Source organism: Streptomyces sp. NPDC127129, assembly GCF_042671585.1.
Classification (GTDB): domain Bacteria; phylum Actinomycetota; class Actinomycetes; order Streptomycetales; family Streptomycetaceae; genus Streptomyces.
In genome coordinates this window covers 354,174-366,849 of sequence record NZ_JBHXTV010000004.1, presented here as the reverse complement: position 1 = coordinate 366,849, position 12,676 = coordinate 354,174, and the positions used below count along the sequence as shown (strand labels likewise).

Below are 12,676 nucleotides of genomic sequence, written 5' to 3'. Positions count from 1 at the left end.
AGTCTAGAGCGCGGCTACCTGCTGTCATGCCTCAGCCGTCCGGCCAGGTCGGCCACCGTCTGCGGAGAGGCTGTGCTGGCGGGCGCCCGCCAGCCTTCGACGCCGAGATGTACGAACAACGCACTGCGGTGGAGCGATGCATCAAACGTCTCAGTAAGTTGCGCGGCCTGGCCATGCGAACGGACAAGCCGCTCGTCATCGCCTGCCAGATCGCTCTCCACCTTGTCCCACCCTTGTCTGGGCTCGGCGGTCGCGACTGCAGATGGTTCACTTGCTGAACAGCATTATGCTGCCGGGGAGGGCGTGTGGAAGTCCTGCTGACGGAGCCAGGGGACCGGAAGACCGAAGCGATCCGTGCGTTCCGAACGGTCACCCCAGACCAACGGCAAAGTCGAACGCTTCAACCGCACCCTGCTCGACGAATGGGCCTACATCCAGCCCTACACCTCGAACACCGAACGAACCGAAGCCCTGACAGACTTCCTCCACACCTACAACCACCACCGCTGCCACACCGCACTCGACGGATACCCACCCATCAGCCGAGTCAACAACCCTGCGAGTCACTACATCTAGTCGGTGAAGCTGAAGACGGACGGGGCGGCGGCACGGCACTGGCGTCACTGGGGCCGCTGCCCCACACAGCGAGGCCTCTTGTGGCACTCCTCGTGTCGGCCTGCTTGCGTGCAACGGCGGCGGTCCGGCCGGGTCGTCGAGTTGCACTGCTGCCCGGCTCCCGCCGGGCAGCAGTCTCCACCACGGGCGATGCTCGGCATGGCCCGGACTGCGCCGCTTCCGCCGACTCTCAGGCTCGGTCGGCTGTCCTGGTGGCTCTTGTGTGGCGGAGCAGTACCACCGCCGCCAGGGCGATGACAGCCGCGGACGTGAGCAACGTCAGAGCCTGTGCCCAGACGAGCCGGGAGCTGAGGCCGCTGTCCAGCAAGTCCCCCGTGCGCGCGCCGGCGACGGCGTGCAGTCCGATCAGGACGGTCGCGACCGCCGCCGCGGCGACCCAGGCCCTCACACTGTCCTGTACCGCCACCCATGTGCCGCACAGGAGACAGCATGCGGTGATCGCGATGGAGACCACGGCGGGGGTGTCTGCAGAGTTCAGGCCTGCCGCACCGGTCGGCAGAAGCAACAACCCGCAGGCGATCATTGCGATTGCCGCCGGCCAACGCAGCCTTGAGCGCAGCGCGGAGGAGGCAGCATGAGGGGCCGGGGCTGCCGTCGAGGGATGGTCCGAAGGCGCTTTCGCCGGCTTCAGGACGCTGCGGATCCTTTTCGGTGCGGGCTCGCCGGGGGTGCGGGCCGTCTCGGGCTGGTCGGCGCCGTGGGCCGGCTCGGCCGGGTGTTGCTCGGCGTCTGTGTCGCCCAGGGTCCGCCAGCTGCTGCTGTCGGTTCCGATGATGTTCACGAGTTCGACGATGTCCTCGATCGGCCGCCCGACCGCTGCAGCCCGCAGCGTGGTCTTGGCCTGGTGGAGGTCATAGCCCGCCTCGTTGAGCAGGACGACCAGTTGCCGTACCTCGTCCAGGGGCCGGGAGACGGCGGCAGCCCGAAGCGCCACGTCGGCGGGGCATGACACGGTGTCCGAGTCTTTGAGCCGGGCGACCAGCGCGGCGACCTCGGGCACCGGACGCTCGGTCGCTGCCGTCCACAGCAGCGTGTGTATCGCCTCGTCGCCTTCCGCGTCCGCGGTCTCGTCGTGGACCGGAGCTTCTGTGACTCCCGCTGCGGATGCCGTCTTCGGCACAGAAGGTTCCACGGCCGTGGCTTCCACGGTGCCGGACGGGCCGATGGCGAACGACGCGGCGGAGGGCGCCGGGGAGGGAGTCCGCTCCGACACGTCGGCAACGGCCGCAGTCGCCGGTGCTGCTCCCCCGGGCGGCACGACAGCCCCGAATCCCGGCGCTGCGGCTCCCGGGGCAGGAGACGACCAAGTGCTCTGAGCCGTCCGGCGGACAGGGAGGGCGCGTGACTCGTGCCCTGCGCCGGCACCACGAACCCCCGTGTCATCGTTCGCCGGATTGCTGTCGAAGTCGGGGGACATAATGCGCTCCATTCGTGGCCACCCAGGGCATTCGCCCAGGTCGGCCCATGACACGCTGCGAACGCGTATCTGACCACCATTAGTACGCGGCTCATCACACTGCGCCATCCGAGGCAACGTCACACTGGTCCGACCGAGCGAATAAACCCTCCAGGATTCAGACCGGACAAGAACGCCTCACAGCCCTTTGCACAGGGCTGACCGGATCACCATGCGTCAGCGGGGGCTCCGTCGTTTACCGGTGCGGGTAGCCGGCGATCGCTCCCAGTTCAGTCGTACGCCTGAAGCCCGGGCGATTGCACCCAGGTGCGCGCCGGTATTGCCGATGTACCAGATCGACCGGTCTTCTCTCGGCCACGCGTAGGCAGGGAGGCCGGCGTCGAGGAGGTTCTCCAGGCGTGGCTCCTCGAGCGCGTGCGCCGAGAACTCGTACAGCGCCGGCAGACGTGGCGCAATCATGCCGTAGTCCAGCATTCGAGCCAGGGCATGCTCGTCAAGAATTGTCTCTTCGGTCGGCACGATCAGCGGGTACTCGGACGGAAACGATCTACCGAGGTCGAGGAAGAGCTTGACCGTCCGATGGCGCGGATCCACCAACTGGGGTCCCAGCCTGGCCATGCGCCCAAGTGCCAGTCGCGGCTTCACCAGCATCGCGTGCGTGAAGAGCACACGGAGCAGCGCAACGTTCATCATGAAGCGCTCCACCTGGAGCTCTGCACCAGCGAGTTCCGCATGTCTGAGGTACCCCGAGACGATGCTGGCATTGTGGGCGCGGTACCAGTGAGCCGGCGACGGAGCTCGGACGAATTCCAGCCAGTACTCGACGCTACGAGCGCTTGCGACGCCTGTGCCTTTGGCGGTCGACAGAATGCCCGCCTCCACCTTGTCTCTCAGCAGCCCTTCATTCACAGCTCGCCACCACGGGCTGCCCGAAGGGTCTGCGGACTCCGATGCCAGCACACCGCGCGCTGCGGTCCATCGGAGAAAACTGAGCTCCGCGCGGCCATACCGACGGACAGGCTCGGAAGCGGTCGCATAGAACTCCTGCGCCAGCGCGATGCGCCCAGCCACGTCGTCCCGCACCTGTCCGACGCGTTGGTCGGCACGAGCGGCTGCATCAGACACGGCGGTCCAATCTGGTCGGGGTCTGAGCCTCTCCACGCTGTCACGACGTCCTAACGCCGGGAGGCCCGCTGGGATACAGATGCGACCGTACTGACAGGGCCACGGAACATGACACAGCGCGCGCCGGTGGGCGAGTCCTACCTCCTTCGCGTGGCGTGACGCCCGTACCAACCTTCGCGATACACCTTGCCCGGGCGCTACAGCGGTCTTGCACATGCTGCACCGGTCGCCTTGATGCCCGAAATGACTTCATTTCTATGTGGCGGTATGTTCGTGAGCATTCGGCGACTCAGGTCGCTTCTGTGTGCACCCTGCGAAAGACACCGCATCACGCAACTGGGCGGAGGATCAGCCGTGGGAACGGTCACCACGAAAGACGGCACCAGCATCTACTTCAAGGACTGGGGCCCTCGCGACGCCCAGCCCATCGTGTTCCACCACGGTTGGCCCCTCAGCGGCGACGACTGGGACAACCAGATGTTGTTCTTCCTCGACCAGGGCTACCGCGTCATCGCGCACGACCGGCGAGGTCATGGGCGCTCGTCGCAGAGCGCGACCGGACACGAGATGGACACGTACGCGGCCGACGTGGCTGTGTTGACCGACGCGCTCGATCTGCGGGACGCCGTTCACATCGGCCACTCGACGGGCGGCGGCGAGGTGGCACGGTACGTCGCACGCGCTGCTCCGGGGCGCGTCGCCAAGGCGATCCTCGTCGGTGCGGTGCCTCCGATCATGGTGAAGACGGCGGCCAACCCGGGGGGCCTGCCCATCGAGGTCTTCGACGGGTTTCGCGCCGCCCTCGTGGCCAATCGCGCCCAGTTCTACATCGATGTGCCCTCGGGACCGTTCTTCGGCTTCAACCGGCCCGGCGCGGAGGTGTCGCAGGGGTTGATCGACAACTGGTGGCGGCAGGGCATGCAGGGCGCGGCCAACGCCCACTACCACTGCATCAAGGCGTTCTCGGAGACCGACTTCACCGAGGATCTGAAGCAGATCGACGTACCGGTCCTGGTCGCCCACGGTACCGACGACCAGATCGTGCCCTACGACGATTCGGCTCCCCTGGCGGCCGAGCTGCTGCGGCACGGCCGGCTGAAGTCCTATGAAGGACTTCCGCACGGGATGCTTGCCACGCATCCGCAGGTCCTCAACCCCGACCTCCTCGCGTTCGTCACGGGGTAGGCAAGTAGGCCCTGGCCGGTGACCGGCCTCTACGGGGTCGGCGGCCTCGCGCACAGGTACGGGCGGGCGAGCAGCAGGCCCGTGGCGGTCAGGATGATGCCGATGTACACGGGCGCGAGGTGGAGGAAGTCCGTGTAGTGGATCGCGCCGTGCACGAGGACGGCGGGCAGGAAGCCGAAGGCCGCCGCCGTGGCCAGGGACCAGAACACCCAGGCCTCGCCGCGCCCCCAGCCCCACGCGCTGAGTAGCGTGATGGCCGCGGCCGCGGCCATCAGTGCGCCGCCGAAGCCGGCCCGGTCGTGGGCGACGAACGGGACGAGCCTGGGGTTCACGGCTTCCAGGGCCTGGATGTCGGCGCCCAGGAAGACCAGGTCGCTCGGCACGAAGACGCCGGTCAGGCCGACCACCGAGATCACCGTGCCGCCGACGAACAGGCCCGCTCCCGTGACGATGAGCAGGAGTTGGCCCACGAGGGCCCGTCGCCGCTCGGGCTCCGGCCCTTCGGGCATCCGGCGCCAGCGCGGGGTGTGCGGCGCCCGGCGGACCGCGGCCACGAACATCGGGAAGAGCACGAGCGTGGTCGCCGTGTGGAGCGGCTCCACGAAGCCGGTCGCAAGGAAGTAGAAGAGGGTGGGGAAGCCGATGGCACCGGAGAGCAGGTACGCCTCGCGGGCCCAGGCCCTGCCGCGTCTGATCCCGCCCACGGCGAGGCCGGTGTAGAGGGCACCGATCGACACCATCGTGCCGGCCATGGTGATCCGGTCGTGCTGGAGGAAGTGCACGAGGTGGTGGTTGGCGGCGTGCAGCTCGTCCAGCGTCATGCCGAGGTAGTCGCGGTCGTACCACATCAGTACGGGCCCGAGCGTGATCGCCGCCGCGCCGAGTCCGGCGACCGTCATGCCGAGCCCGACGAGCAGGCCCCACACCCAGGCGGGCCAGCGACGGGGGTCCCTGCCGACGTCCCGTAGCCCCGGGGCGGGCGCGGTGGAGGTGGCGGCCTCGGTGACCCGGGCGAACCAGCCGGGTCCGGCCTCGATGAGCACACCCGGCCGGGCGAGCAGGACCGCGTCCGGGTCGTCGAGCGCGGCGGCCGCGGCGCCGACCGACGGGTCCGACACCCGTACGGCCTGCGGCTCGTCGTCGCGCGTGAAGCCGTCGACGTGCGCGGCGAGGGCGGCCTCGGTCTCCGGGTCCGCGGTACGGACGACCACCGGGATCGAGCGGCCGGTGGCGGCCGCGCGGACGGTCTCGACGTCGGCCGCCGAGACGGGTGCCACCTCGACGACACCGGCCCCGAGCGGGGCCATGGCGCGGATGGTCTCGTGGGCGAGCGCCGGCGGGACGGATATGCCCAGGCGCACGGCCAGGGGAACGCCGGCCAGTTCGCCGGCGAGCCGCTCCGGTGGGTGCCGGTGTCCGAAGCCGCGGGCGATCAGCCGGGCGCCGACGGGCCGGGAGCCGATCGCGGCGAGCAGCCGCAGCGCGGTGCGCTGCGAGCGGCGCGTGCCGACGGCACGGGCGGCGGCGCCGCGCAGGGGGTGATAGGTCCAGTCCGGCATCAGGGGGTCTCGTCATCCGTCGCGGTCGGGGTCGCGGGGGCTCCGGGCGGGGTCCAGCCGAGCACCGGTGCCATGGAACGCAGGGTCGCCCGCTCCGGCGCGAGCCGGGCGGCGAGGTCGCGCAGGAACACGGCCGGCGGCCACGCCAGCTGGCCGATCGCGCCGAGCCGTGCGGAGCGGCGCGCGACCGCCTGGGTGCGGGGGCGTCGCAGCCAGTCGTACGAGCGGAGTGCGGCGGTCACGTCCGGGGTGGTGTCGAGGCAGGCGGCGAGGGTGACCGCGTCCTCCAGGGCCTGGCAGGCGCCTTGGCCGAGGTTGGGGGTCATGGCGTGGGCGGCGTCGCCCAGGAGGGCGACCCGGCCGCGTACGAAGGAGGGCAGCGGCGGGAGTTCGTACAGGTCGTGGCGGAGCACGGCGTCGGCGGGGACGGCGGCCAGGAGGGCGGGAATCGGTTCCGGCCAGGATCCGTACCGGCGCAGCAGCTCGGCGTGCTCGGTGGTGCCGGAGACGGTTCCGGGCGGGAGGGACGCGGTCGCGAAGCAGTACATCCGGCCGCCGGGCAGGGCCGTGTAGCCGAACCGTTCGCCGCGTCCCCAGGTCGCGGCGCCCTCGGCGGGCGGTTCGGCGAGGGGCTCGGTGACCATGCGCCAGGCGGTGTAGCCGGCGTACCGGGGGCCGGGCGCGTCGGGCCACAGGTCCTGACGGACCGCGCTGTGCAGCCCGTCGGCGCCGATGACGAGGTCGGCCCGGCACGCTCCCCCGCCGTGCTGGACGACGAGGCCGTGGCCGTCGTCGCGGACGCCGGTCACCTCACTGCCGGGCCGCAGGCATTCCGGCGGGAGCGCCTCGGTGAGCGCCCTTAGCAGCTCGGCGCGGTGCAGGACCACGAGGGGATGGCCGAAGCGGCGCACGAGTTCGCCGGTCTCCGTACGGGAGAGCCAGCGTCCCCTGCGGTCGCGGACGCCGCCCGCGGTCTCGACGGCGCCGAGGGCGCGCACCGTGCCGGCCAGGCCGAGTGTGTCGAGCGCGCGCAGCGCGTTGGGCCACAGGGAGATTCCGGCGCCGATCTCGGTGAACCGCGGGGCGCGTTCGAGGACTTGGACGCGCCAGCCGCGCCGGTGCAGGGCGATGGCGGCCGCGAGGCCCCCGATCCCGCCGCCGACGACGGTCGCGGCGCGCTGCGGCATGGTTCCTCGCTCAGGTTCTGTGGCTCCGCCGCGAGGGGGGCGGGCGGCGGTGGGGGGGACGGGACGCGGCGCAGGTGGGAGGGCTGAGCGGCGCCCCATAGCAACATGTCGCCCCGCACCTGTCAACGTGAGGACGGCCTCGGGCCGAGGCCGTCGTCCAGCACGCGGCGAGCGGGCCCGGGGAACGTACAACGGTGTGGCGAGCGATGGGCTACGAGTGAGCGGCATCGGGGCCATGTTGGGCGCTTCGGTCGGCATCCGCTCCGAAGGCCGCGGGCCACGACTGCCCTGCGCCGCTCCCCCTCCTCTATGTGGTGGAGATCGGGCCGAGAGCATCGGCGACGGTGTCGAGGGCGATCCGCCACGGGTACGTGGCCGGGTTTCCCTGGCCGGGATCGTCGGGGACGAAGCCGCCTTCGCCGTAGATGACGCGTACCCCCGCCTCCCTGAGGGTGTCGATCGACCGCTCGAACTGAGGGTGGGCGGCGTATGCCCGGTTCACGCACGGCATCATCGCCATGGGGATGCCCTTGCCCATCCCTTCCGCGACCACGCCGACGAGCCATTTGTCCGTGATCCCGAGCGCCCACTGGTTGATCGTGTTGAACGTCGCCGGCGCGACGAGGACGGCGTCCGGCTTCGCCCACACATCCGGCTGTCCGGGGAGGCGATGGTCCCAGCGAACGGGGTGGCCGGTGAGGGCGGCGAGACCGTCCAGGGAGTCGGCGAGCCAGCGGGCTGCCGTCGGGGTGAGACCGAGGCATACGTCCCAGCCGTCGGCCTGCGCCTCCTCGATGACGCGGGCGACGTCGAAGACGGGCAGGGCGGCGCTGCTGAACAGGTACAGGGTCGGGGTCGGAGTGGTCATGGTGGCCATCCGATCACATGCCTGTCGCTGCCAACTCGGCGCAGTCCACCGGCAATGTCACCATGTCCCGTCGCGTGAGGCCTCGACGCCGCGAAGGACCGGCCTCCTCGGGCCGGCGAGGGCGGAGGTCTCAGCCTTCTATCTCGTAGGCCTGCGCGGCGGTGTGGTGGGGCGAGGGCGGTCGGGGGGCCGTCAGATGCTCGTACGTGCCGGTGATGCGCAGGACGCGTTCCAGTACCGGACCGGGATGGTCCAGGTAGAGGCCCACGCCGTCCCGCTGCGTCCAGCGGTGGATCTGCAACAGAGCGGACAGTCCCGTGGAGTCGACCATGTCCAGCCTTCGGCAGTCCAGCCGCAGGGTACGGACGTCCTCGCGGGACCGCAGAGCCTCGCCCACCAGTTCGAGGACTTCCTCACTGTTCTCGTAGCCCAGATCTCCGACCAGGGCCAGGCACAGGGTCTGCGGGGCGGTGGGCGGCTGGAGGACGACGGGCTCTGCGTCAGGGAAGGCGGTCACGGGATTCTTCCGGGCGTGAAGGGGTCAGGAACAGGAAGCGAGCGCGGTGCGCCCGGCGTCGAGGAGACTGCGCGACCGGGGGAAGTCCTTCAGCCGCTCCTCCAGCAGGTCCAGGCACGGTGGCAGGGAGCGGGCCGGGACGCCGCGAGCGGTGAGGATCTCCGCGGTCCAGGCGAGGAAGCCGGTGAAGCAGTCGGCGTCGTTCACGTAGAGGGCTGCTGCCAGGAAATCGACGATGTGGGCGATGTCCTCGGCGGTGCGCTCGCGCTGGGCGTCGTCGTAGTCACGCATCGCCGGAAAACGCTGCTGAAGGCCCTCCAGCGTCCCGCTGACCAGGCTCCGGGCGGACTGGGTCACCATGGTGTACTCCTGGTCGCCCAGGTGCGGAAGGTCGTCGATGGCCTGGTGGGGCGGCCGCGGCGGTGGCAGCGGAGCGGAGGCGAGCCGATCGGCGGCGGCGCGCGCATCGCGCTCCCAGGCGTCCGCGCCCAGCAGGCGGGCATAGCGCCCGTCCGCGCCGAAGGCGAGGCCTCCGACCATCACGGGTACGCCCGCGGCCTGACAGGCCGAGATCGCCGCGTGCGCGAGGGGCAGCCGGACGGAGAGCGCGGCCGACAGGCACACCGCTGCGGGCCCGGTGCGGTGGACATGGCTGATCAGATGCGCGGTGGGGACCTGAGCGCCGAGGTAGTCCACCTGCCAGCCGCGTAGCCGCAGCGTCTCGGCGAGGAGGCGGGCCGGCAGGGCGTGCCATTCCTTGTCCACACAGGCGACCGTCAGCCTGCCACGGGGAGGCTGACCGCCGGGGGCGGTCAGGACGGCGATGACGCGGTCGTTGATGGCGGTCGCGGAGTGCTCTTCGGCCACGCTCATGCGGTTGGCGGCCCACTCGATGCCGACCTTGTGCTGGACGGCACCGATGACCTCCAGAAGAACCCTCTCGGGCTCCATCCCGGCCGCCACGGCGTCGGTGACGACGGCGACGGCCGCGTACTCGTCGGCCGTTCGGACCGCCCACCACAGCTTGTCGGCCCACTCCCCCGACCGTTCGTCGCCGGGCGGAGACGCGAGGCGGGCGCCGATGTGGTGACGGCCGCGCACGTCGTCGCGGCCCTGGGCGGGAATGATCGTCATGGAGTGAACCTGCCCCTGGTCGTCCCGTCCACGGCACTGAGGCGCGCGCCGCGGGGTGCGGTGATGGCAACGACGGCGATGTCGTCGTGGACGCCGTCGCCGATCCACTCGGAGACGAGCATCTGCACGTGCTCGACCACGGCTTCGGCAGGCAGGCCCGCGCACCGGGCCAGAGCGCGCCGGAGCCGTTCCTCGCCGAACTGGGCGTCTCCCAGCGGGCCGCCCTTCGCCTCGGTGACGCCGTCGGTGTACAGCAGGCACGTCTCACCCGGTGCGAGCCGTACCTCGGCGGTGCGCGAGGTGATCTCCGGCAGGACGCCGATCAGTGTGCCGCCGGTGTCGGGCACCTGGACGGTTCCATCACCCCGTACGACCAGCGGCGGGCAATGCCCGGCGGAGGTCAGCCGAAGCACCACGTCCTGCTGCTCTCGGCGGGCCGAGGCCAGTACCAGCGTCACGAAGCGGGTGTGGTGACTGTTGAGCAGGGCGTTGTTCATCAGGCGCAGCATGCGCGCGTGATCGGCGCCCAGCGGGAGCAGCGCCTGCAGTGTGTTGCGGATCTTTCCGGTGAGCACCGCGGCTTCGAGCCCCTTGCCCGCCACGTCGCCGAGGACGGCGAGGGCCTCGGGGCAGTCCTCGCTGGGAGGGTGCAGGTCGTAGAAGTCGCCGCCGATGCGTTCGCTGTCACCGCTGGCCCGGTACCCTCCGGCGAACTCCACGCCGTCCAACTGGCGCAAGGTGGGCGGAAGGAGTTCGCGCATGAGGGTGTCGGTGATCGTGTTCTGCTCGGCGTACAGCCGGGCCGCGGACATGGCCGCCCCGGCACGGGCGGCGTAGAGGCCGGCGAGCTCCTCCTCCGACTCGGTGAAGGCGCTCTGCTCCTTCCGGCGCAGCAACACCAGCGCCCCGGCCGGGACTCCATGGCCGGGCAGCGGGGTGATCGCCACTGAGCCGACCTCGCCGAACCCCGGCGGGATCAGCCAGGCCGGTGCCGAGGCGGGGTCGATCCACCGTGACGGCGCGGGGGGAAAGCCGCGCAGTGCCTCCGGCAGACCCGGCAGGGTGTGTGCGGCGTTGGAGAGGGTCCGGTGGGACAGACGCCCTTCGTGGTCGCAGACGACCATCGGCAGCTTCCGGGCCATGGTCGGGGCGATGACGAACGCGGCATCGGCGAGGTGCTCCGCGGCCAGGCGGGCAGTGACCTCCATGCACCGCTTCAGGTTCAGCGACGCCAGGAGCCTGCTGGAGGCCTCGGTGAGGAAGCGGGCTCGCTCGCGCTCGGCCTCCAACTCCCTGAGGACCGAACGGTAGGCCGTCTGCTCCACCAGCCACCACGCCGTGTCCCCGCTGGGCAGTGCGGTGGGATGGGCCGAGAAGAACCGGTCTCCGACCGTGCCGCTCACGTCGGTGGCCCCGGGAGCGCCGTGCGCGGCTGCGAGCCAGCCGGGGGGTGCCGCGTGCCGCTTGGCGCGGGCTTTCGGGAGGAGGGCGACGGCCGCGTCATTGAGGTCCACGACGTGTCCGGCCTTGTCCATCACCATGACCGGATACGGAGCCGTGAGGGCGGTCACGGCGCTGGCGGCGGCGCTCGCTCGGGGACGCTGGGCGAAACTGGTCATGGAACCCTGGGCCTTGCGGACGGGCCCTCACCTGCCTCTCACATCACGATGCCGTGGAAACTCTTGCTGATCGGCAACGATCCCTCACCTGGCCTCCGCATCGCAACACGGCCCCTACGGCCGGAGCTCCGGCTCCTGGCGCGCCGCTGAGCTGTGTTTTACCGGGACATGTTTCGGACAGCGGCCCGGAACGCGCCACGAACGGCCTCGAACCTTCACGACACGGTCACATCACCTGAACCGCGCATCCGCACATCGGGAGGCGACCGGGCGCACGATTCGGGGACCGCTCGGAAGTGGGCGTGCTACGAACCAGGGGGCAGCAGCTCGCGGGTCAGCGCGAAGGCCGCCGTGGCGCTGGTCAGGAGAGCGTTGATCCGTCCAAGAACGCGAGCCGTCCTGTCGGTGTCCTGAACCTCGAGCGCCGACGACAGATCTTCGGCGTACTCCCGCGCCCGTACCGCCTCATCGGTCGTCGCATCGCCCGCGTCCGCGCGCAGAGCATCGATCAGCTGCTGGTGCGGAATGTCAGGCCCATTCGCGCGGTTGCCGTAGCCGCCGTGGGCCGTGGCATGAGCGCTGTTGACGTTCGCGACGACGAACCCACCCGACGTAGCGGAGATGTGCATTCCTTCGCCTCCTGTCCAGATGAACTTGCTCTCGTACTCGGCCCAGCCTTTGCGTGTCACGCTGTACCCGCCGAACCGCCAGCCCTTCACCTTGATCAGTTTGTGCTTGAGCGGCTCGGCCAGGATGCGCATGACGTCCGCCCGGTTCCATCCGCGCTCGGCGAAGTAGTCCGTCATCACGACGCGCGGACCCGGGTTCGAGGCCCGTCGGCAAATCTCCCGGAATGCCTGCCCCTGACACATCTCCAGCTGCCCGCGCGCTACCGACGGCTCCGGCAGCCCCCTCCGATGCACGGCATCACGGGTCCATACGAACAGTGCGTAGATCGACCAGTAGAGCAGTGCGATCAGCACAACACCCCCGACCGTCGGGTCCACCCGCACCACTCCCCCTCGCACCCGTCAACTCAGCGCATGGTAAACGGAGTTGACACTCGGCGACATCGCTTCGATCACCATCGGCGAATAAGAGCGCCCGGCAGTAGGCGTGCTGGGCATGCCCAATACGCCCCCGGATACCGAGCAGGCACGATGCCTGCTCGGACCTCTGTGAGACCAGTTCGTGGCTCTGTCTTCCCGAACACGTCGACGCGCCCGCTTGGCTGCCACAACCCGCACATCCCGGACCGGACCGTCTTCGAGCACGTGATCGCTGCGCCGGTCCGGCGGCGCTGTACCGAGAAGCGCAGCGGCGTCGTGGACTTCTACCTCTATCTGTCCGCAGCGATCGTCACGCTGCGTATGCTCAACCGCCGCGCGACCCGCGCTACCGCTGGGACGGCCGCCCCACCACCCCGACG

General features: G+C 70.3%; 10 protein-coding genes and 4 pseudogenes. 5 read left to right on the top strand and 9 right to left on the bottom strand.

Translation table 11 applies throughout. The features are described 5' to 3' along the window. Positions 1–20 precede the first annotated feature (20 nt). Positions 21–224 (top strand): annotated as a pseudogene (locus ACFVGW_RS10135) (IS5/IS1182 family transposase); the annotation flags it as partial. Between the two features lie 148 nt (positions 225–372). Next, positions 373–576, top strand: a pseudogene (locus ACFVGW_RS10130) (integrase core domain-containing protein); the annotation flags it as partial. Positions 577–805: 229 nt separating this feature from the next. Here ACFVGW_RS10130 and ACFVGW_RS10125 read toward each other — a convergent pair. Both ACFVGW_RS10125 and ACFVGW_RS10120 read right to left on the bottom strand, forming a co-directional pair. Beyond that, positions 806–1,783: a hypothetical protein gene (locus ACFVGW_RS10125; RefSeq protein ID WP_385851585.1), complete on the bottom strand. Its 978-nt coding sequence runs from the start codon at positions 1,781–1,783 to the stop codon at positions 806–808. A 486-nt stretch (positions 1,784–2,269) separates the two neighbouring features. Next, entirely contained in the window at positions 2,270–3,178 is a 909-nt protein-coding gene (locus tag ACFVGW_RS10120) for a hypothetical protein (protein ID WP_385851584.1), read from the bottom strand. A gap of 354 nt (positions 3,179–3,532) precedes the next feature. On the opposite strand from ACFVGW_RS10120, the gene ACFVGW_RS10115 reads away from it, so the two are divergent. Next, complete coding sequence (locus ACFVGW_RS10115) at positions 3,533–4,363, top strand: alpha/beta fold hydrolase (RefSeq protein WP_385851583.1); 831 nt, start codon at positions 3,533–3,535, stop codon at positions 4,361–4,363. A gap of 29 nt (positions 4,364–4,392) precedes the next feature. Here ACFVGW_RS10115 and ACFVGW_RS10110 read toward each other — a convergent pair whose 3' ends face one another. The 7 genes from ACFVGW_RS10110 to ACFVGW_RS10080 all read right to left on the bottom strand — a co-directional run bounded on the left by ACFVGW_RS10110 (position 4,393) and on the right by ACFVGW_RS10080 (position 12,254). Further along, on the bottom strand, positions 4,393–5,922 hold the full coding sequence (locus ACFVGW_RS10110) for a hypothetical protein (protein ID WP_385851582.1): 1,530 nt from the start codon (positions 5,920–5,922) through the stop codon (positions 4,393–4,395). Further along, entirely contained in the window at positions 5,922–7,109 is a 1,188-nt protein-coding gene (locus tag ACFVGW_RS10105) for an FAD-dependent monooxygenase (RefSeq protein ID WP_385851581.1), read from the bottom strand. Before ACFVGW_RS10105 ends, ACFVGW_RS10110 begins: the two co-directional genes overlap by 1 nt. A gap of 307 nt (positions 7,110–7,416) precedes the next feature. Further along, entirely contained in the window at positions 7,417–7,977 is a 561-nt protein-coding gene (locus ACFVGW_RS10100; protein ID WP_385851580.1) for a flavoprotein, read from the bottom strand. A 130-nt stretch (positions 7,978–8,107) separates the two neighbouring features. Next, complete coding sequence (locus ACFVGW_RS10095) at positions 8,108–8,494, bottom strand: STAS domain-containing protein (protein WP_385851579.1); 387 nt, start codon at positions 8,492–8,494, stop codon at positions 8,108–8,110. A 24-nt stretch (positions 8,495–8,518) separates the two neighbouring features. Continuing rightward, positions 8,519–9,628: a B12-binding domain-containing protein gene (locus ACFVGW_RS10090; RefSeq protein ID WP_385851578.1), complete on the bottom strand. Its 1,110-nt coding sequence runs from the start codon at positions 9,626–9,628 to the stop codon at positions 8,519–8,521. Beyond that, entirely contained in the window at positions 9,625–11,247 is a 1,623-nt protein-coding gene (locus ACFVGW_RS10085; protein ID WP_385851577.1) for a PP2C family protein-serine/threonine phosphatase, read from the bottom strand. Before ACFVGW_RS10085 ends, ACFVGW_RS10090 begins: the two co-directional genes overlap by 4 nt. A gap of 305 nt (positions 11,248–11,552) precedes the next feature. Further along, a complete protein-coding gene (locus ACFVGW_RS10080) occupies positions 11,553–12,254 on the bottom strand; it encodes a hypothetical protein (RefSeq protein WP_385851576.1) in 702 nt (233 codons plus the stop codon). 184 nt (positions 12,255–12,438) lie between these two features. Between ACFVGW_RS10080 and ACFVGW_RS10075 the strand changes: the two are divergent. Both ACFVGW_RS10075 and ACFVGW_RS10070 read left to right on the top strand, forming a co-directional pair. After that, positions 12,439–12,539 (top strand): annotated as a pseudogene (locus tag ACFVGW_RS10075) (IS5/IS1182 family transposase); the annotation flags it as partial. A 3-nt stretch (positions 12,540–12,542) separates the two neighbouring features. Next, a pseudogene (locus tag ACFVGW_RS10070) lies at positions 12,543–12,670 on the top strand (IS5/IS1182 family transposase); the annotation flags it as partial. Between the last annotated feature and the right edge of the window lie 6 nt (positions 12,671–12,676).